This window comes from Alkaliphilus transvaalensis ATCC 700919 (assembly GCF_000621485.1).
GTDB classification, from domain to species: Bacteria; Bacillota; Clostridia; order Peptostreptococcales; family Natronincolaceae; genus Alkaliphilus; species Alkaliphilus transvaalensis.
Genome location: NZ_JHYF01000001.1, coordinates 123,319 through 142,924 on the forward strand (window position 1 = coordinate 123,319; position 19,606 = coordinate 142,924).

21 protein-coding genes and 1 other annotated feature are annotated in these 19,606 nt (G+C 33.7%); of the genes, 20 read left to right on the top strand and 1 reads right to left on the bottom strand.

What is annotated here, in order from left to right; all coding sequences use genetic code 11:
• Window positions 1–70: 70 nt before the first annotated feature.
• The 14 genes from rfbD (at window position 71) to T335_RS0100670 (ending at window position 14,172) form a co-directional block, all read left to right on the top strand.
• A complete protein-coding gene (gene rfbD, locus T335_RS0100600) occupies window positions 71–889 on the top strand; it encodes a dTDP-4-dehydrorhamnose reductase (RefSeq protein WP_026475807.1) in 819 nt (272 codons plus the stop codon).
• 456 nt (window positions 890–1,345) lie between these two features.
• Window positions 1,346–1,795 carry an RrF2 family transcriptional regulator gene (locus tag T335_RS0100605; RefSeq protein WP_026475808.1) on the top strand — a complete coding sequence of 150 codons (450 nt, stop codon included), beginning with the start codon at window positions 1,346–1,348 and terminating at the stop codon, window positions 1,793–1,795.
• A gap of 37 nt (window positions 1,796–1,832) precedes the next feature.
• Entirely contained in the window at window positions 1,833–3,011 is a 1,179-nt protein-coding gene (gene nifS / locus T335_RS0100610) for a cysteine desulfurase NifS (RefSeq protein ID WP_026475809.1), read from the top strand.
• Window position 3,012: 1 nt separating this feature from the next.
• Window positions 3,013–3,462 (top strand): Fe-S cluster assembly scaffold protein NifU, encoded by a 450-nt coding sequence (nifU, locus tag T335_RS0100615; RefSeq protein ID WP_026475810.1) that lies wholly within the window; start codon window positions 3,013–3,015, stop codon window positions 3,460–3,462.
• A 105-nt stretch (window positions 3,463–3,567) separates the two neighbouring features.
• On the top strand, window positions 3,568–4,116 hold the full coding sequence (locus T335_RS0100620; RefSeq protein WP_026475811.1) for a PRC-barrel domain-containing protein: 549 nt from the start codon (window positions 3,568–3,570) through the stop codon (window positions 4,114–4,116).
• Between the two features lie 43 nt (window positions 4,117–4,159).
• Window positions 4,160–4,330: a hypothetical protein gene (locus T335_RS22135; protein WP_156943599.1), complete on the top strand. Its 171-nt coding sequence runs from the start codon at window positions 4,160–4,162 to the stop codon at window positions 4,328–4,330.
• 70 nt (window positions 4,331–4,400) lie between these two features.
• Complete coding sequence (locus T335_RS0100630; RefSeq protein WP_026475812.1) at window positions 4,401–5,633, top strand: AI-2E family transporter; 1,233 nt, start codon at window positions 4,401–4,403, stop codon at window positions 5,631–5,633.
• A 103-nt stretch (window positions 5,634–5,736) separates the two neighbouring features.
• A complete protein-coding gene (locus tag T335_RS0100635; protein ID WP_026475813.1) occupies window positions 5,737–6,507 on the top strand; it encodes a DUF975 family protein in 771 nt (256 codons plus the stop codon).
• A 72-nt stretch (window positions 6,508–6,579) separates the two neighbouring features.
• Window positions 6,580–6,790: a binding site (T-box leader), on the top strand.
• Between the two features lie 257 nt (window positions 6,791–7,047).
• Window positions 7,048–9,690: an alanine--tRNA ligase gene (gene alaS, locus T335_RS0100645; protein WP_026475814.1), complete on the top strand. Its 2,643-nt coding sequence runs from the start codon at window positions 7,048–7,050 to the stop codon at window positions 9,688–9,690.
• Between the two features lie 168 nt (window positions 9,691–9,858).
• Window positions 9,859–10,113, top strand: a complete 255-nt coding sequence (locus T335_RS0100650) for an IreB family regulatory phosphoprotein (protein WP_026475815.1) — start codon at window positions 9,859–9,861, stop codon at window positions 10,111–10,113.
• A gap of 15 nt (window positions 10,114–10,128) precedes the next feature.
• Entirely contained in the window at window positions 10,129–12,297 is a 2,169-nt protein-coding gene (locus tag T335_RS0100655) for an alkaline phosphatase family protein (RefSeq protein WP_026475816.1), read from the top strand.
• Window positions 12,298–12,435: 138 nt separating this feature from the next.
• Window positions 12,436–13,395 carry an aldo/keto reductase gene (locus tag T335_RS0100660; protein ID WP_034327371.1) on the top strand — a complete coding sequence of 320 codons (960 nt, stop codon included), beginning with the start codon at window positions 12,436–12,438 and terminating at the stop codon, window positions 13,393–13,395.
• An 11-nt stretch (window positions 13,396–13,406) separates the two neighbouring features.
• Window positions 13,407–13,826 carry a Holliday junction resolvase RuvX gene (gene ruvX / locus T335_RS0100665; RefSeq protein ID WP_026475818.1) on the top strand — a complete coding sequence of 140 codons (420 nt, stop codon included), beginning with the start codon at window positions 13,407–13,409 and terminating at the stop codon, window positions 13,824–13,826.
• Between the two features lie 79 nt (window positions 13,827–13,905).
• Complete coding sequence (locus T335_RS0100670) at window positions 13,906–14,172, top strand: DUF1292 domain-containing protein (RefSeq protein ID WP_026475819.1); 267 nt, start codon at window positions 13,906–13,908, stop codon at window positions 14,170–14,172.
• 14 nt (window positions 14,173–14,186) lie between these two features.
• On the opposite strand, the gene T335_RS0100675 is transcribed toward T335_RS0100670, so the two are convergent.
• Window positions 14,187–14,639, bottom strand: coding sequence for a hypothetical protein (locus T335_RS0100675; protein ID WP_026475820.1), 453 nt, complete (start codon window positions 14,637–14,639; stop codon window positions 14,187–14,189).
• Window positions 14,640–14,727: 88 nt separating this feature from the next.
• On the opposite strand from T335_RS0100675, the gene sfsA reads away from it, so the two are divergent.
• The 6 genes from sfsA (at window position 14,728) to T335_RS0100705 (ending at window position 19,390) form a co-directional block, all read left to right on the top strand.
• Window positions 14,728–15,429 (top strand): DNA/RNA nuclease SfsA, encoded by a 702-nt coding sequence (sfsA, locus tag T335_RS0100680; protein ID WP_034327372.1) that lies wholly within the window; start codon window positions 14,728–14,730, stop codon window positions 15,427–15,429.
• 83 nt (window positions 15,430–15,512) lie between these two features.
• A complete protein-coding gene (locus tag T335_RS0100685; RefSeq protein ID WP_026475822.1) occupies window positions 15,513–15,944 on the top strand; it encodes a Fur family transcriptional regulator in 432 nt (143 codons plus the stop codon).
• Between the two features lie 304 nt (window positions 15,945–16,248).
• Window positions 16,249–17,913 carry a ribonuclease J gene (locus T335_RS0100690; protein WP_026475823.1) on the top strand — a complete coding sequence of 555 codons (1,665 nt, stop codon included), beginning with the start codon at window positions 16,249–16,251 and terminating at the stop codon, window positions 17,911–17,913.
• A 141-nt stretch (window positions 17,914–18,054) separates the two neighbouring features.
• Complete coding sequence (locus T335_RS0100695) at window positions 18,055–18,354, top strand: LysO family transporter (protein ID WP_026475824.1); 300 nt, start codon at window positions 18,055–18,057, stop codon at window positions 18,352–18,354.
• Window positions 18,344–18,937, top strand: coding sequence for a lysine exporter LysO family protein (locus T335_RS0100700; RefSeq protein ID WP_026475825.1), 594 nt, complete (start codon window positions 18,344–18,346; stop codon window positions 18,935–18,937). Before T335_RS0100695 ends, T335_RS0100700 begins: the two co-directional genes overlap by 11 nt.
• Before the next feature lie 114 nt (window positions 18,938–19,051).
• The gene (locus tag T335_RS0100705) at window positions 19,052–19,390 is read left to right on the top strand and encodes a YlbF family regulator (RefSeq protein WP_026475826.1); all 339 of its coding nucleotides are present in this window, start codon (window positions 19,052–19,054) and stop codon (window positions 19,388–19,390) included.
• Window positions 19,391–19,606 lie beyond the last annotated feature (216 nt).

Consider the following 19,606-nt stretch of genomic DNA (forward strand, 5'->3'; position numbering starts at 1 on the left):
AAACACAGGCATATAATGAATAAAATTTCTATAAGATAGAAACCAAAGTTTTATGAGGGGAGAGGTCGGAATGAAAATATGTTTGATAGGAGGAACAGGGCAACTAGGTAATGAAATAAATAAAAGTCTTGTAAATGAGACGGTTTATAGCTTCGGAAGTAAAGGTTTAGACATAACTAATTTTGGTGAAACCTATAAACAATTAAAAAATCTTAGCCCAGAAATTATAATTCATGCTGCTGGCTATACAAATATTGATAGGTGTGAAGAAAGACCAGAAACAGCTTATCAAATTAATACTGTAGGAACTAGTAATGTAGTAAAGATTGCTGAGAGTATAGGGAGCAAGCTTCTTTATATTAGTTCGGATTATATTTTTGACGGTGATAAAGATAGCCCTTATTGCGAGAAGGATCAACCAAACCCCATTAACGTCTATGGTAAGACAAAATTGGCGGCTGAAGAAGAAATCGTAAAAAACATAAAAGAATATTATATTGTTAGAACTGCATGGCTCTACGGCCATAAAGGGAAGAGTTTTGTGCAATCCATCCTAAGTTTGGCTGGAAGTAAGAGCTTAATAAATGTGATAGATGACCAAAGAAGCTGCCCTACCTATGGCTTTGACTTAGCAATAGCGATAAAAGATCTAATTGCAACTGATGATTATGGGGTTTATCATTTTATTAATGAAGGTGATTGCACATGGTATCAGTTGGCACAAGAGATCTGTAGACTTCGAAAAATTGAGGCAAAGGTAAATCCTATTAAATCTGAAACATTACAAAAGAAAGCTAAAAGACCGAAAAATTCAAGCTTAATGAATAACTCAAACATAAAGTTAAGACCATGGCAGGATGCTTTAGAGGCCTTTCTAAAGAGTATCTAGTCTAACCATAAATGAAGCATCTTATAAAGTAGGCAAAATACAATATACAAAAAAACATAATAAATATTCCCAAGGATTGTAACAAAAAAATATGAAAAAATTATCATATCAAAACATAGCTCCTACAGAAATAGTAGGAGTTTTAAAATGCCTAAAAATGGATATGATATGCAAGTGCATAGAAACACAAAACAGTGAAGTTTTCATTTTGATTAATATAAAAATAATTGATGATGTAGTTTCCTCAAATGAAAAACTTAAAATCTAAAATTCTATTTAAAAAACTTACACTTAGGTATCTATTCTTGATGCGTCATTTTTAATGGAGGATTAGTAACAAATGAAAAAAATATAATAATTATTTTCCAATTGTAATGTTGACAAGCCAACTAGGGTATAATATACTTAAAATGAATTCCAATCAATTCACTTGGGATTAAAGGAGTGATAGAGAATATGAAACTTTCTACAAAAGGAAGATACGGATTAAAGGCAATGTATGACTTGGCAATTCATTACGGAGATGGACCGATCGCCTTAAAAAATATAGCAGAAAGACAACGAATTTCCGATCATTACTTAGAGCAACTCATTGCAAACTTAAGAAAGGCAGGACTAGTTAAGAGTGTTAGAGGTGCCCAAGGGGGCTATATGCTAGCTTATCCGCCAGAAAAGATTACTGTTGGTAGTATTATACGTACATTAGAAGGCCCATTAGGACCATCAGATTGTGTATTAGAAGAAGACGCTACCAATTGTGACAACGCAGAATGTTGTGTGACTAGGGTAATCTGGGAAAAAATTAGAATTAGTATTAGTGATGTAATTGATTCAATAACCCTTCAAGATATGGTGGAGGATTATCATAAAATTAAGAATAAAGAACACTATATGTTCTATATATAGACCAGTATAAAGGTAGAACACATAAGGAGATGGTTTAATGAAAAAACGAGTTTATTTAGACTATTCAGCTACAACACCAATGAAAAAAGAAGTTCTAGATGAAATGTTACCTTTTTTTAACGTCCAATTTGGGAATCCTTCAAGTATTCACTGTTTCGGACGAGAAAATAAGGCAGCAATTGATAAATCCCGAACCACTATTGCTAAGACACTAAATGCTGGGGTAGATGAAATCTTCTTCACAGGCGGTGGATCAGAGTCTGATAACTGGGCAATAAAAGGAGTAGCTAGTGCCTTAAAGAACAAAGGTAAACATATTATAACTACTGAAATTGAACACCATGCTGTTCTACACACCTGTCAATTTTTAGAAAAAGAAGGGTATGATGTAACCTACTTAAAAGTTGATAAATATGGACTAATCGATATAGAAGAATTAAAGGCTGCCATTAGGCCTGACACGATTTTAATAACGATTATGTATGCCAATAATGAGATTGGAACCCTACAACCGATTAAAGAAATTGGAAAAATAGCAAAAGAAAACAAAATTATTTTCCATACTGATGCTGTACAAGCTTATGGAAATATTGAAATGGATGTTAATGAGTTAGGTGTAGATTTGATGTCATTATCAGCCCATAAGGTTTACGGACCTAAGGGAATTGGTCTTTTATACATTAGAAAAGGTACAAAAATTCAGCCAATCATCCACGGTGGAGCTCAGGAAAGAAGAAGAAGAGCGGGAACAGAAAATGTACCAGCAATCGTAGGTTTTGGCAAAGCGGCTGAACTAGCCTATGAAAACATTGAAGAACATTCAAGTAGATTGATTTACTTAAGAGATAAATTAATTAATGGTTTGACAGAAAAGATTCCTTTTGTTCATTTAAATGGACATCCAACTAAACGATTACCAGGGAATGTAAATATTAGTATTGAATTTATTGAAGGCGAATCTCTATTATTAATGCTAGATATGGTTGGAGTTGCATGTTCAAGTGGTTCGGCTTGTACTTCTGGCTCATTAGATCCTTCCCATGTACTGATGGCAATTGGATTGACCCATGAAACAGCCCATGGTTCCCTCAGACTAACCATTGGAGACTATACAACAGAAGAAGATATAGATTATGTGATAGAAAATTTACCACCAATCGTTGAAAGACTTAGACAAATGTCACCACTATATGAGAAAGTAAAGGGAGGAAATTAATATGTACAGTGAAAAAGTAATGGATCATTTTACAAACCCTAGAAATGTTGGAGAAATAGAAAATGCAGATGCAGTAGGTCAAGTAGGTAATGTTAAGTGTGGAGACATTATGAAAATGTATCTTAAAATAGAAAATGATACAATTGTAGATGTAAAATTTAAAACCTTTGGTTGTGGTTCTGCCATTGCAACTTCAAGTATGGCAACAGAAATGATAAAGGGTAAAACTGTAAAAGAAGCCTTAAACCTATCAAATAGAGCTGTTGCTGAGGCATTAGATGGACTTCCGCCAGTAAAAATGCACTGTTCTGTTTTAGCAGAGCAGGCGGTTAAATCAGCTATTTACAATTATGCCCAAAAAAATGACTTATATTTCGAAGAATTAGAAGGTTTTAATCCAGACGAAGACCATGATCACCACGATCATGGACATGAAGACGAAGAACACTAAAATTTTATGATTATACTTTATAGAGAAATACAGGGATTGATTCCCTGTATTTTTTTTTTGTAGGGGGCAAAAAATAATGATATCTATTTGAAAAGAGGGATATATATGATAAAAGGAAGTGAGTTAATCGGAGGAAAAATTTTTGATTCTAATAATCATTTAATGGACTATCATGTAAAAGAGCTGGTCTACTGTCTTAAAAAATTAAAAGTATTAGGTTTGATAGTGGAAAAGCAGCCTAAAGGTAAAGGAAAAAAAGTTGTTCCTTACAAAAAAATAAAAGATATTAGACAACAGGAGATCGTAATCACATCCCATAGGGAAATATTAAGTCCTAGTCAAATCCCAGAAATAGAAGTAGCACTAGAGAATCCATCTGTCATGATTGGTTTTGAAATTTACGGAATGAAGGGCGAGTTGGTTGGCATTGTGAAGGATACATTAATAGAGATTAAAACAGGAAAGATTGTGGCGCTTTTAATTAGTGAAGGTGTCCTCACAGATATTATAAATGGATATGGAATTATTTTCTTATCGGAGCATATAAATTTTGATAAGAAAAATATTATTTTGAATCATGTAAATATGAATGATATGATTTATTATCAATATGGTGGTTTGAAAAAAATGCTTGGTATAGAACAGGAAAATTAACAAAAACTATTAAGGAAAACTCTTAGAAAAAGGAGTGGATACTATGAATAGAAGTACCATGATGGGTTTAGTTACTGGAAGTTTATTGGGGGCAACAGTTGGACTTTATGCAGCTTCCCAAATGAGTCCAAGGGATAGAAAAAAAGCCTTAAAAACAACCAAAAGGATGCTATCGAAGGCTACTAGTAATATGTTAGGGATGGGAATATTTTAATTATTTAAAAGCAGCTAATAAAGCTGCTTTTAAATAAGGTATTTTTTCTGGAAAAGAGAGGGGGATTAAGATGGATCATCCAACAATTCAAACAATATCCAACAGTATTCAAGAAATTGCTACTGGAGACTTTCTTAAAAATTTCCTTCTTTTTGTAACACAAATACTATTGGTTTTTTTAATTGTTTTTATTTTATATTATCTAATTCATATAGGAAATAAACATGTTGATTCAAGACGTAGAATTAATTTCGAGAGAAGGCAAATTTTAAATATTATTCTGGTTTTCCTATTAGTCTCCATTGGCCTAGTTTTTTTTAGGATTAGGGGAATTTTATTGGAACTATTAACCCCTTTTATTGGTGCCATAGCCTTAGCTTACATACTAAACCCCTTAGTAAAGACCCTATGCAAAAAAGGGATTCCAAGATTATGGGGAGTACTTATTATTTATTTATCCATAGGGGTAGTTGTTTTAGCATTGTCACTAACCATTATTCCTAAAATGACAGGAGAAATTCGGGGTCTTATGGAGATTTTGCCTGACTTCGGTAATGGAGCCTACGAATTTATTCATGACGCATATATTAAGTTTAATCGTAATCTTGAAAATTTACCACCAGAGTTTGATGGGGTAAGAAATTTACTTCAAATTAATATTGATCGAGGGCAAGAAATCGTATTAAATGTATTAACAAGTGTGACGAATACCTTATTATCCATATTTGGAAAGGTATTTAGTATTATTTTAATTCCAATACTAGCCTTTTATTTTTTAAAGGATGCAGAGGAGTTTAAAAAATCTATTGTTTTGTTAATTCCTAGCAAAGTAAGAAGAAAGGCCTTAGAAATGGCTAAAGATTTCGATGATGTCCTTGGAGGATTTATAAGAGGGCAATTAATTGTTGCATCCTTTGTTGGTATTTTAACTATGATAGCCTTACTAATTTTGCAGGTAGACTTTGCTATATTAGTTGGGTTAATAGCTGGTATCGCCAATATCATACCCTATTTTGGACCAGTTATCGGTATTATACCTGGAGTTTTTTTTGCATTAATGGATAGTCCCATAAAAGCATTATGGGTTGTGATCGTCTTTACAATCATTCAACAAATAGAAAGTGCCATCCTGTCGCCTAAAATTGTTGGGAAAAGTGTAGGAATCCATCCTGTTTGGGTAATTCTATCATTATTGGTGGGAGGTAGACTTTTTGGACTATTGGGACTGTTAATTGCTGTACCTGCAGCTGGAGTTCTTAAGGTTTTAGGAAAGCATATTATCCTATATATTGTTAAATTTTAAAACTTTGCTAATTTTCTGTTACTTCTTGGCATAAATATAGTATAATTGGGTATAGGAAAATAATACCTGTTAAGAAAAACAGTAAGATTGGAGGAATATATATATGTGGACTAGAGCTGAACTAAAATCGAGGGCAAAAAGCGTTTTAAAAGCAATTTATTGGAGGGGGCTATTGGTCAGTCTGTTAGTTATTATATCCGGAAATGGCTCTAATGGAGGGATCAATTTTAATTTACGAAATAATGATAGGACTCATATTTGGGTTGATCGTGTAGGCGATTTCCTCCCAAGTTATAATTATAGTTACTCACCTACATCTTTAATTTTTGTGGTATTAATGGTAGCACTGGTTATGATAATTATAGGAAGCTTGTATCGACTTTTATTAGGAGTACATCTTGAGGTTGGTGGAAGGCGTTTTTTCATCAAAGCTGCAATTGAAAAAAATGCCCAGCTAGAGGAAATTGGTTATACTTTTAATAAACGTAGCTATCTAAGTGTAGTTAAAACAATGCTGTATAGAGGTGTCTTATTGTTTCTTTGGACATTACTATTGATTATCCCTGGTATAATTAAAGGATACGCCTATCGAATGGTACCTTATATTTTAGCTGAGAATCCTAACATTGGATACAAAAGGGCAGTGGAACTTAGTAACCAAATGACTAAGGGACAAAAAATGGAGATCTTTATTTTAGACCTATCCTTTATTGGTTGGTATATATTAGGAGGCTTAGCTTTTGTTGTCGGTATTATATTTGTAATGCCCTATGTTAATGCCACTAACGCAGAACTATATTTAAAACTAAGGGAAAAAGCATTAGAAGATGGCATTTGTACTTTGTCGGAGTTAGAGGTGGAGTTTCAAAAATAATCTATAACAATGATTGACAAAACCCCCAACAACGTAATATAATTCTTATAATAATTCTTATAACTTAATATTTCAAAGGCGATGAAGAGAAGGAGTAGTATGGATGGATTCTTATAGAGAGGAGGTTCTTGGCTGGAAAACCTCTAGATACACCATGGGAAGCAGTCTCAGAGCTATAATCTTGAAATAGTAGTAGAGATTATCGGTAAATCCGTTATTATTTTAAACCAAAGCGACCTTTCAGGTAATTAGGGTGGTACCGCGGGTATTCCTCGTCCCTATTTATATCTAATTAAGGTGGCTTTTTATTTTTGTATTTCATTGAAGAAATTGCATAAAACCATAAGGCTGAATTTATATTAGGATTTATCCATTAATATAAAACTAAACTCATATTAACAGTGCAATTTCCTTGACTATAATTATTTTATCGTATTTTAATTTTAGAAATTAAAATAAGCCATCTATTAATGAAACAAACTAATAGTACTTTGAGATGAAGTTAATAAAACTTTACATAAACTATGAGGAGGAAATGATATGGAAAAGAAAGGATTAAATGAAATTAGAAAATTGTTTTTAGACTTCTTCGAGTCTAAGGGACATTTAATAACCCCTAGTGCACCATTAGTACCACAAAATGATAACAGTTTGCTACTGATTAATGCGGGAATGGCTCCATTAAAGCCCTATTTTTCAGGAACGGAAATTCCCCCTAAAAATAGAATGGCTTCCTGTCAAAAGTGTATTCGTACAGGAGATATTGAAAATGTAGGAAAAACTTCACGACATGCAACCTTCTTTGAAATGTTAGGAAACTTTTCATTTGGAGATTATTTCAAAAAAGAATCAATTCAATGGGGATGGGAATTCGTAACGGAATACTTAAAATTACCCCTAGACCGTGTGTGGGTTAGTGTTTACGAAGAAGATGATGAAGCCTATGATATTTGGACTAAAATGGTTGGTGTTCCTGAAGAGAAGATGGTTCGTCTGGGGAAAGCCGATAACTTCTGGGAAATAGGGATCGGGCCATGTGGACCCTGTTCAGAACTCTATTATGATAGAGGTGAAAAATATGGTTGTGGCTCACCTGATTGTATGCCAGGTTGCGAATGTGATCGTTTTGTAGAATTTTGGAACCATGTATTTACTCAATTTGATAAAGACGAAGCAGGCAACTATAATCTTTTACCAAACCCGAATATTGATACAGGGATGGGCCTAGAGCGAATCGCTTGTATTATGCAAGATGTAGACTCTATATTTGATATTGATACAATGAAGTTTATAAGAGATCAAGCATGTGAAAAAACTTCGACAAAATACAATGAAGACCCTAAAAAGGATACCTCCATCAGAATCATAACCGACCATATTCGTTCTATTTCTTTTATGGTATGTGATGGTGTAATCCCTAGTAATGAAGGAAGAGGCTATGTTTTAAGAAGATTGTTAAGAAGGGCAGCTCGTCATGGTAAGTTACTAGGTAGAAGTAATGCCTTCCTATTTGAAATGGTTGATGCTGTTATTAAAATGTTTGGAGAAACTTATACTGAGCTAGTTGAAAAAAGAGAATATATTCAAAGAGTCATTAAGGTAGAGGAAGAAAGATTCCAAGAAACTATCCATCAAGGGATTGATATTTTAAACGAATATATTTCTAATATGGAAGAATCAGGAGAAAAAACATTAACAGGTGAGGTTGCTTTTAAACTTTACGACACCTTTGGTTTCCCCTTAGATTTAACTAAAGAAATCCTAGAAGAGAAGGGACTTTTAGTAGATGAAGAAGGCTTTTCAAATGAAATGGAAAAGCAAAGGGAGCGAGCTAGAAAAGCAAGAGCAGGAGAAGCCAATGAAGGTTGGAAGGATGATGTTTTTGCAACTTTAGATAAGAATATTAAAACAAACTTCATTGGTTATGGAAATCTCTCTGGAAAGGGAGCTGTTTTATCAATTATACACAACCAAAGGGTTGTTGAAGAAATTGGAGTCGGCGAAGAAGCGATATTGATTTTAGATGAGACTCCCTTCTATGGCGAAGGTGGGGGTCAAATAGGGGATAAAGGAGTAATTTACAAGGATTCTTTTAAAGCTACTGTGCTAGACACCAAAAAAGGTACTAACAATAGAATTCATCTTATTGTAAAGATAGAAGATGGAAAGATTAGTGTAGGAGATCGAGTAGATGGGAAAGTGGATGAGACCCTAAGAAAGAATACTGAAAGAAATCATACAGCGACCCATTTACTTCATAAAGCCCTTAAGAAAGTAGTAGGTAACCACGTTCAACAGGCAGGCTCGCTAGTAACACCAGAAAGGCTACGTTTTGACTTTACCCATTTTGAAGGATTAACGCAAGATCAATTAAGACAGATTGAAGAAATTATAAATGGAAAGATTCTTGATGCTTTAGAAGTAGAGGCTTTTGAAACTTCTATTAAAGAAGCTAAAGAAATGGGAGCAGAAGCCCTATTTGGTGAAAAATATGGCGACACAGTAAGAGTTGTTAAAGCTGGTGAATTTAGCACAGAACTTTGTGGTGGAACCCATGTAAAAAATACAAGCGAGATCGGTACCTTCTTAATTTTAAGTGAGGGAGGAATCGCAGCAGGGACTAGAAGAATAGAAGCATTAACAGGATCCGAAGCCTATAATTTTATCAAAGAGCAAAGAAGTACACTTACAAAGGTTGCTGAAATTGTTAAAACTCAAGAAAATCTACTATTAAATCGATTAGAAGCCATCATGGCAGAGTTAAAGGAAAAGGATCGAGAAATAGATAAATTAAAGAGTCAATTGGCATCTGGCGCAACTGATGATATTTTAGCTGGAGCAGAAATCATTAATGATACAAAGGTAGTTCTTCACCATATGGGTACAGCAAATATGGATGATTTACGAAAAGTTACTGATGTTATTAAAGAAAAGATTGAAACGGGAGTAATTGTTTTAGCAGGTGAGAATGATGGGAAGGCAAGCTTTGTTGCAGTTGTGACAAAAAATCTAATTTCTAAAGGATTACACGCTGGTAATCTAGTTAAGGAAGCTGCAAAAATTACTGGTGGTGGCGGTGGAGGTAGACCCGACATGGCACAAGCTGGTGGGAAAAATGCTGATAAAATAAATGAGGCATTAGAAACTGTAAAAACTTTAGTTAAAGAGCAATTAAATGGGTAAAATAATAGGGCATGGAGATTATCCATGCCTTGTCTTATAAGTTAGTCTCAATGATAATAATTTTTATGACTAGATCCACCACTAAAAAAGAAAAAGAAATTCTTTAAATTGAGGTATAGGGGATTAATATGGTAAAATAATAATAACTGATAGAAGGGAGTGTTTAAAATGACTGAAAAAATGAACTATACAATGAAGTTTAATTTGGATAAAGAAAAGGAAAGAAAAGCCCACGAGATTATTACTACCGTTTATAAAGCATTGGAGGAAAAAGGTTATAATCCAATTAATCAATTTATCGGATACATATTATCTGGCGATCCTACATATATTACAAATCATAATGATGCTAGAAGCATTATTCGTAAAATTGAGAGGGATGAGCTCTTAGAGGAACTATTAAAATCCTATCTAGAAAAATAATGGGAGCGATTTGCTTTGAAAATAGCCAGATTAATCTTAACAATACTGCTGATTATAGTGACAATACTATCAAGCCCTTTAGTTGCTTTTGGTCAACACAGTCAGGACAACCAAAATAAAGTTGTGATGATTATAGTTAACCGTGTTGACCTTGATGATTTAAGTAAGATGAAAGAAGTTCAAAAAATGATGGAAGAAGGCTCCATCGGGTTGATGAACATTAGGGCTTCTGGTAGATATAGTGAATATAAATCTTATGCAACAATTGGTTGGGGAACTAGGGCAGAGGCCAGTCAAGATGGTCAGGCTTTTTCAAACATTAATGAAGAAACAATAGCGATTTATCAGAGAAGAACAGGAGAAACACCTGAAGAGAAGGGAATTATTAACCTTGCAATAAATACTTTAATACAGCAAAATTTAAGAGGCGAATTTGGTGCTATACCTGGTAGCTTAGGAGAAGTTTTGCGTAGAAATGGTATAAAGACTGGTATGATAGGGAGTGCCAGCTCGGATGAAAATAAAAGCCCATCTGCAGGGTTAATTGCTATGGATCAAAAAGGTTATATAGATTACGGAGATGTTGAGGGTAGACATTTAATAGACAATCCCCTTAAACCCTATGGGATTCAAACTAATTATGAACTACTTTTTGAAGATTTTAAAGAATTTTATCTCCATAGTGATTTTATTGTGATTGAAACAGGTGATTTATCTAGACTAGAAAGCTATAAAAGTAAATTAAATGACGAGACTTATGAAAAATATAGAAATGCAATATTTGAAGATATTCAAATATTTGTTGAAAAAGTGATGGACTACATAGATCAGGATCAGGCTAATACCTTACTCATGTTGGTAGTTCCTTATCCAACAGATGTAACTTTTGAAGCTGGAAATCGATTGACTCCAGTTGTTTTCTATGGAAAAAATATAAAAACAGGCTTGTTGGTTTCCGATACAACCAGAAGGACAGGGATTATCGGTAATATAGATATAGCACCAACCATTTTAGCCCATTTTGGATTAAACTCTAATGAAATGATGACAGGAAGAGAAATTAGTTCAGTTACTTCAGATAACAATTTAAACTATTTGAGAGAACTTGGGTTACGTGTTTTATACACCTCTCAGCAAAGATATCGAGTGCTATACACATTTGCTGTTTTTGAGATGTTGGCATCTGTAGTTGCATTATTAGCAATTATACTTAAAAAGAATATTCCACAAAAAATTAAAGGGGTTATAGCGGGCATTCTATTAGCAACAATTATAATCCCTTTTGTTTTCTTGATATTACCATTACTAAAGATTACAGCAATAACATACATATATATCTTTTTAATTATTTTAACGATCATATTTGTTAGTTTGATAAGAATTCTAGCTAAGCAAGACGAGGTAGGAACTTTGATCTTAGCTACTGGACTTGTTGTTTTAGGTTTAGTAATTGATATTTTAACTGGACAGAATCTAATTAAAAACTCTTTATTAGGCTATGACCCCATTATTGGGGCTAGATATTATGGCATAGGTAATGAATTTACTGGTGTATTAATTGGAAGTACGTTAGTTTTCTCAACCGCCATCATTCAAAAAAATGCAAAGTTTAAATGGGGTATTCCCTTTATATATATATTAATTATAATGATAATCGGATTTCCCAAGTGGGGTGCAAATGTTGGCGGAACCATTACAGCAATGGTTGCCTTCCTATATAGTCTCTTTAGAGTATTTGGGAAGCAGATGAATATTAAGAAATGGCTTTTAATTGCTGGGTTAGTGGTTTTAGGTGTTGGAACCTTTGCCCTTATAGACCTATTTGTATTAGAAAGTAAATCTCATTTAGCAGGGGCTATTCACCAAATTTATCGTGGAGGACCATGGGTAATCCTCCAGATTATCACCCGAAAATTAGCTATGAACATTAGGGTAATGGGGGTAACTATTTGGAGTCGTGTGCTGCTTATGGCAGTGGCTGTATTAGGAATCCTATTTTATAAGCCTATGGGAGTATTAAAAAAAATTGCTAATGAATATTCACAATTGACAATAGGTTGGACGGGGATACTTGTAGCTGCAGCTGTAGGCTTTGTTGTTAATGACTCTGGGGTAGTAATGGCAGCTATGGCAACAATTTTTCTCACAACATCTATTCTTTATTTAGTAATTAATGGTAAGTAAATCAAATTAGTATATTAAGATGATAATGCTAATTAGTTGATGAGGAAATATACAATAGAAACCTAATATTTAGTATTAATGATGAATTTATCTAGGTATTTAATAAATCCTTCTATTTTAAAGTTATGGAGAATGATTATGGAAAAAATTGATAAGCAAAAATTGGGGGACACTGGTCTTCATGTTTCAAAAATGTGTTTTGGTAGTTTAACAATGGGACCTTTACAATCTAATTTATCTCCTCAGGCGGGGGGGGATCTAATTATTTACGGTTTTGATAAGGGAATTAATTTTATTGATACAGCAGAGCTATACGAAAATTATGCCCATATTAGGGAAGCTTTAAAGGTGATAAAACGTGAAGATTATGTAATTGCAACAAAATCCTATGCTTATTCTAAGGAAACTGCAGAGGAAAGTCTAAAAAAAGCCATGAAGGAAATGGGAACAGACGTCATTGATATTTTTTTACTTCATGAACAAGAGAATGAGCATACTTTAAGGGGCCATGAAGAAGCCCTTCATTACTTTATTAAAATGAAGGAAAAGGGGTATATTAAAGCTGTAGGCTTATCTACCCATCATATAGCTGCTGTTAAAGCCGCCCTTAAAATGAAAGAAATAGAAGTGCTGCACCCTATTGTAAACATTAATGGTTTGGGTATACAAGATGGTAATATAGAAGAAATGTTAGATGCTCTAAAGACTGCCCATCAAATGGGGAAGGGTATTTATGCTATGAAACCTTTAGGGGGTGGCAATTTACTAAAAAACTTTAAAGCCTCCTTTGATTTCGTCTTAAAACTACCTTACCTACACTCCATCGCAGTGGGGATGCAAAACATAAATGAAATAGATATCAATGCAGCTATTTTTAAAGGTTATGAGATTGATGAAGAATTGATGAGTCAAGTTAAAATTGAAGATAAAAGATTAAATATTGCCCATTGGTGCGAAGCCTGTGGTAAGTGTCTTGAAGGGTGTAGCCATCAGGCATTAACAATAAAAAACAATCAGCTTCAAGTAGATCATAGTAAATGTGTTCTATGTGGTTATTGTTCCAAGTATTGTCCACAATTTTGTATTAAGGTGGTTTAGGAGGAAAGATTATGGCAAGAATGATGGGTTTAGATGTAGGAGATAAAACAATAGGAGTTGCAGCCAGTGACTTAATGGGATGGACTGCTCAAGGTATTGAGACAATTCAAAGAATTGGAATCAAGAAGGATCTACGACGTTTGGAAGAGTTGGTGGAGGAATATGAGGTACATAAATTTGTTGTTGGATTACCAAAGAATATGAATGGAACCCTTGGTCCTCAAGGTGAAAAAACATTGGAATTTGTTGAAAGACTAAAAAAGCGTTTTCCAAAGATTGAAGTTGTGCTATGGGATGAAAGACTTACAACTGTAGCAGCAGAAAGGGCACTGATTCAGGCAGATGTAAGTCGGAAAAAACGTAAAGAAGTGATTGATAAAATGGCTGCTGTCTATATATTACAGGGTTATTTAGATAGTGTCAGTAAATAATAATATAAAATAGTATTTTTTTCTAATAATATAGTATATAATACATATGTGGCTTAGACCAAAGGAAAGGAGAATTAAAATGGAAGAAAGAGAAAATTTTATAACATTAGTAGATGAAGAAGGCAAAGAAGAGGAATTTGAGATATTAATGACTCTTGAAGTGGAAGAAAAGGAATATGCCATTCTTTTAGCTGTTGATGCAGATGAAGACGATGAGGCATACATCTTTAGAATAGTAAATGAAGACGAAGAAGAATATACTTTAGTTGCTATCGAAGACGACGAAGAGTATGAAAATGTAGTTGCTGCCTATGAAGCAATTATGGATGAAGAAGAAGGAAACTAAAAAATAAGATGGACTTACCAAGTCCATCTCTTCTTTTTGTTAATGGTTAAGCTAGATATAAAAGCCGCAACAGCAGTTAATGTAAAAAAGATGCTTAATATATAAGTACTTAGCTGAGTATCTATTTCCTTTAAGCCTATCCCTGTTTTAAAAAGTACAGGAGGCAATGTTAGCCCACGATCGTAGCCTAATAGGTAAAATATAATTGTTAGGGCAATTACTGGTACAAGTATTGTCCCTGCTGTAGAAAATAAGGGGAAAAGGAAATTTGAATAATGGTTATAGCCTTTTATTAGTCCTAATGCTCCTCCTATAATGGCAATACTGGGGATGATAAAACCAGGATGGAAATAAGCTTCAATTTCTGGATAAAATTCATTAGCTAAAACGGCTAAAAGTAGTCCCATTACAAATCCTAAAAATACACCGTGGATGGTATTCAAAAATATTTGCGTTGATGATTTCAAATTAATTAACCCCTCCCATAGAATAACTTTTAAACTTTTGTAGAAGGACTTTGTCCTAAAATTAGTATAACATAAGTAGGTGAAAATTATGAGAATAAATATTGAAGGTGAAAAGGTAATCGGTAAATTTCAAAAAAGAGTAAATCGTTTTATTGCAGAGGTTATCGTAGATGGCAAACTTGTTATCACCCATGTGCCCAATACTGGCAGGATGAAGGAACTATTATTACCAGGAGCAAAGGTAATTCTTAGAAAAGTAGATAACCCATTAAGAAAAACATCCTATGATTTATTATTCGCATACAAGGGAGATCTTTTGGTAGCCCTCGATTCAAAATTACCTAATACAATTTTAGAAAAATATTTTAAAGAAGGATTGATGAGTCAGTTTTCTGGGTATAATCAAGTTAAGAGAGAAGTTACTTTTGGAAAAAGTAAGTTCGATTTTTCGCTAAATACCTTAGGCGGAAATCATGCCCTTGTTGAAGCAAAATGTGTTACCTTAGTAAAGGAAAATGGCTTGGCCACCTTTCCCGATGCTCCTACCGATCGTGGAAGAAAACATGTTCTCGAACTAATTGATGCAGTTAGGGAAGGAATTAGGGGAGCAGTATTTTTTATTGTTCAGCGGGAAGATGGAAAAGAATTTACGCCAAATTTCGACATGGATGAAAAATTCTATCAGGCTGTTGTGATGGCAAAAGAAAAAGGTGTGGAATTTTATGCCTTTAACTGCTTGGTAAATCAAGACTTTATTTCATTGAAAGAAGAATTAACTGTAATCATTTGAAAAAAATGGATTGACAAAGGGTGTTGGAAAGTGTATACTTTTGGATAATAAGGGTTATTACTTGAGAAATGTGGGTGAAATAAATGGAAATTATGGACGATTTAAAAGACAGATTAAAGGAAAAAGGTTTAAAACTAACTCCCCAAAGGAGAGCAACCTTAGAAGTTCTGTATAATAATCAAGGAGAACATCTTAATACAGAAGAGATCTATGATATAGTAAAAGAAACTTGCCCAGAAATAGGTCTTGCCACTGTTTATAGAACCTTGCAATTATTAGATGAGATGGGATTGATCTCTAAACTTAACCTCGACGATGGTTGTAGCAGATATGAATTTAATAACCACGAAGATGACCATCAGCATCATCATTTAATTTGCCAGAGTTGTAATTGTGTTATTGAGGTAGAGATCGATTTATTAGACCAACTAGAAGAAGCCATAGAAAAAGAGTACAAGTTTAAAATAAAAGATCATAAGGTGAAGTTTTTCGGGATTTGTTCAAATTGTAACTAAGTCTTGCAAGCTCTAGCAAGACTTTTTATTTTTGTACAAAAAAATTTTAGATAAAAGTGTTAAATAAGACTTAAACATTATTTAAAATTTTTAAATTAGGACAGAATATATCTATAGGATGAAATGAAGATGATTAAAATATTATTTTATATAAATGATATATATGGTAAAATATTCTTTAAGGTGTATAGGTCGGAGCAAGTCGTGCTAAGATATTAAAAGAAAAATTTTTAAAAAATTAATTTGAAAACAAATTAATTTAAATAAGTCATGGGCGGACTAAATAGAAAAGGAGTGAATCGTATTGGGAAGAAAACCATCAAAACTAAAAATAATCCCCCTTGGAGGATTAAATGAAATAGGAAAAAATATGACAGCCATTGAATATAAAGATGAAATAATCATTATAGACTGTGGTTTAAGCTTTCCAGAAGACGAAATGTTGGGAATAGATATTGTAATACCCGATATTTCATATATCTTAAAAAACAAAGATAAGGTTCAAGGAATCTACTTGACCCATGGGCATGAAGACCATATCGGTGCCCTACCATATGTATTAAAGAAAATTGATTTGCCCGTATATGGAAGCCGACTAACATTAGGCCTTGTGGAAAACAAGCTAAAAGAGCACAAAATGTCAAATGTACATCTTCAAAGGGTGAACCCTGGTGAAACAATTAAGGCAGGTAACTTTAGTGTAGAATTTATTCGTTCTAGCCATAGTATACCAGATGCATGCTGTATTGCCATCCATACACCAGTAGGAATTGTTTTTCATACAGGAGATTTTAAAATCGACTATACACCAATAGATGGAGAAATGATTGATCTACACAAGATAGCAGAATTAGGACAAAAAGGTGTTCTGGTAATGTTGGCAGATAGTACAAATGCAGAAAGAAGAGGCGCTACTATGTCTGAAAAAAGCGTAGGAGCCACCTTCGAAAACATTTTTAGAAATACTAGCCAAAGAATTATAGTAGCTACCTTTGCTTCTAATGTTCATCGGGTACAACAAGTTATGGAAGCCGCCCAAAAACATAACCGAAAAGTTGTTGTATCAGGAAGAAGTATGGTGAATGTTGTAAATGTAGCTGAAGAATTAGGTATTTTAACTTTACCAGAAGATTTATTAATTGATATTGATGAAATGGATCGATATCAGCCTAACGAGATCGTTATTATTACTACAGGAAGCCAAGGAGAACCAATGGCTGCTTTATCAAGAATGGCAAGTTCTGAACATAAAAAACTAGAAATTCAACAAGGAGACTTAGTTGTATTTTCATCAACACCGATCCCTGGAAATGAAAAGGGTGTTAGTCGAGTAATTAACCAACTATTCGAAAAAGGTGCAGATGTAATCTATGAGAGCTTAGCAGAGGTTCATGTTTCTGGCCATGCTTGCCAAGAGGAACTAAAGCTTATGCATAGACTAGTTAAACCTAAGTATTTCATCCCAGCCCACGGTGAATACAAACACCTATTAAAACATGCCAAATTGGCTGAAGACCTTGGGATGCCAAGAGAAAATATTTTTACTGTATCAAATGGAAGCATTGTTGAATTTACTAAAGATAGTGCTAAGGTAAATGGAACAGTACCAGCAGGTAGGGTATTGGTAGATGGACTTGGCGTAGGAGATGTTGGAAATATCGTTTTAAGGGATAGAAAACATCTTGCAGAAGATGGGTTAATGGTGGTAGTCGTAACGATTGCTAGAGAAACAGGAAAAATCGTTGCAGGGCCAGATATTATTTCTAGAGGATTTGTGTATGTAAGGGAATCTGAAGTACTTATGGTTGAAGCAAAAGATGTTGTCAAAAAAGCTTTAGAGACCTGCCAACAAAATAACTCTAGAGAATGGTCTGTCTTAAAGAATGCCATCAGAGATGGTTTGAAAGATTTCCTTTGGGAAAAAACAAAACGTAGACCAATGATCTTACCAGTAATCATGGAAGTGTAGAAACTTAAAAATCATACAAATAATAAAATCACCCTCTATGGGTGATTTTATTATGAATAAAAATAATTAATTATCAGAAGGCAAAAATGATCTAATGTAGAATCTTTTATAATAGAAAAAAATTTTACTGGGGGAAATGAAATGGATATACTTTTATACTTAGGTATTTTACTGGTGGGGGCTTTTATTGGGTTTAAAGATAATAAAAAGCTTCCTCTTCTAAAGTATACAGGAGAAATACAAACCTTCGCACTACTTTTTTTATTATTCGTTATGGGGATCAAGATAGGTTTAGATCGAGAAATTATCTATTCTTTTAGAATAATTGGATTACAAGGTACTGTTCTTGCCCTTGCCTCTATCATATTTAGCATATTAGGAGTTCGATTCATCTCAGGAAGAATATTACATCAGAAGGGGCGGGCTAGAGATGACATTTAAGATACTGATTTCAGTTGTTTTAGGTATTTTAGTAGGTTTTTTTATTTTTCCAACCATGCTAGTTGAATATATAGGTATATTAATTAATTTGGGATTATGTCTACTATTATTTTTTGTTGGAATTGATATCGGGCGACAGAAAAATATATTAAATGAAATTAAAGAAATGGGGGCAAAGGTCCTGTTGATTCCTTTAATGGTGGGTTTAGGCAGTATCTTTGGGGCAATTTTTGGGGGGATGTTTCTAAACATTTCTATCAAAGAGTCGGCGGCAATTGGAGCTGGCTTTGGGTGGTATTCCCTTTCGGCTATAGAACTATCGAAGCATAGTGCCCAGCTGGGGGCATTGGCCTTTATTACAAATGTGATGAGGGAAATAATTGCCTTGGTGTCTATTCCCTTTATAGCTAAATATATAGGAAAACTGGAAAGTATTGCACCTGCAGGGGCAACTGCTATGGATACAACTCTTCCTGTAATTTCTAAGGCCACCGATGGAAGGGTTGCAATTATCTCATTTATTACGGGTGTATGCCTTTCGACAATGGTTCCGATCCTTGTACCTCTTATTATGTCCCTCTAAGGTAAAGTAGTTGCTTTTTCAGTAACTTTCATATAAAATAGAAATGATAGTTATAAGAGCTTACTCTGATATTACAACAAGTTTTACAGCAATGGATTAAAGGGGGCTTATAATATGAACGTTTATGACAAAGCACATCAACTGGCAAAGGCACTTAAAGAAAGTGCAGAATACCAAACTTTTAAAAGCCTTGAAAAAAACCTACAAGCCAACCCTTCTATTAAGTCTATGATGGAGGACTTTAAGAAAAGACAATTTGAAGTACAAAGTGCTCAAATGAGGGGGCATAAGGTTGAAAAAACAAAGCTAGAGAAATTGCAGGAAATGGAAGAGCAACTAATGAAGGACTCAACTGTTGGTAATTATCTAGAAGCAGAATTTAGGTTTACTCAAATGTTGTCGGATATCTATAAAATTATTGGAGAATCAATAGAAATCGAAGATTTAGAGTAAACGTATTATTGTTTATTAATTGGGCAGTCAATCTGACTGCCTTTACTTATTGATGAGATAATAATTTATCATTTATTGTTTTTTCTTCTATTAAATAATATAATAAGACAAGAAAATATAGGTAACAATTTAAATAGATACTTTTTTAAAATCTTCCGACGGAAGCTTTTGATCTGTCGAAGCAACTAGAATTTATTACGATTTATTTTTACATTT

Excerpts from the sequence above, each read along its gene's own strand:
- rfbD (WP_026475807.1), top strand. The coding sequence starts at position 71 with ATGAAAATATGTTTGATAGGAGGAACAGGGCAACTAGGTAATGAAATA.
- T335_RS0100605 (WP_026475808.1), top strand. The coding sequence starts at position 1,346 with ATGAAACTTTCTACAAAAGGAAGATACGGATTAAAGGCAATGTATGAC.
- nifS (WP_026475809.1), top strand. The coding sequence starts at position 1,833 with ATGAAAAAACGAGTTTATTTAGACTATTCAGCTACAACACCAATGAAA.
- nifU (WP_026475810.1), top strand. The coding sequence starts at position 3,013 with ATGTACAGTGAAAAAGTAATGGATCATTTTACAAACCCTAGAAATGTT.
- T335_RS0100620 (WP_026475811.1), top strand. The coding sequence starts at position 3,568 with ATGATAAAAGGAAGTGAGTTAATCGGAGGAAAAATTTTTGATTCTAAT.
- T335_RS22135 (WP_156943599.1), top strand. The coding sequence starts at position 4,160 with ATGAATAGAAGTACCATGATGGGTTTAGTTACTGGAAGTTTATTGGGG.
- T335_RS0100630 (WP_026475812.1), top strand. The coding sequence starts at position 4,401 with ATGGATCATCCAACAATTCAAACAATATCCAACAGTATTCAAGAAATT.
- T335_RS0100635 (WP_026475813.1), top strand. The coding sequence starts at position 5,737 with ATGTGGACTAGAGCTGAACTAAAATCGAGGGCAAAAAGCGTTTTAAAA.
- alaS (WP_026475814.1), top strand. The coding sequence starts at position 7,048 with ATGGAAAAGAAAGGATTAAATGAAATTAGAAAATTGTTTTTAGACTTC.
- T335_RS0100650 (WP_026475815.1), top strand. The coding sequence starts at position 9,859 with ATGACTGAAAAAATGAACTATACAATGAAGTTTAATTTGGATAAAGAA.
- T335_RS0100660 (WP_034327371.1), top strand. The coding sequence starts at position 12,436 with ATGGAAAAAATTGATAAGCAAAAATTGGGGGACACTGGTCTTCATGTT.
- ruvX (WP_026475818.1), top strand. The coding sequence starts at position 13,407 with ATGGCAAGAATGATGGGTTTAGATGTAGGAGATAAAACAATAGGAGTT.
- T335_RS0100670 (WP_026475819.1), top strand. The coding sequence starts at position 13,906 with ATGGAAGAAAGAGAAAATTTTATAACATTAGTAGATGAAGAAGGCAAA.
- sfsA (WP_034327372.1), top strand. The coding sequence starts at position 14,728 with ATGAGAATAAATATTGAAGGTGAAAAGGTAATCGGTAAATTTCAAAAA.
- T335_RS0100685 (WP_026475822.1), top strand. The coding sequence starts at position 15,513 with ATGGAAATTATGGACGATTTAAAAGACAGATTAAAGGAAAAAGGTTTA.
- T335_RS0100695 (WP_026475824.1), top strand. The coding sequence starts at position 18,055 with ATGGATATACTTTTATACTTAGGTATTTTACTGGTGGGGGCTTTTATT.
- T335_RS0100700 (WP_026475825.1), top strand. The coding sequence starts at position 18,344 with ATGACATTTAAGATACTGATTTCAGTTGTTTTAGGTATTTTAGTAGGT.
- T335_RS0100705 (WP_026475826.1), top strand. The coding sequence starts at position 19,052 with ATGAACGTTTATGACAAAGCACATCAACTGGCAAAGGCACTTAAAGAA.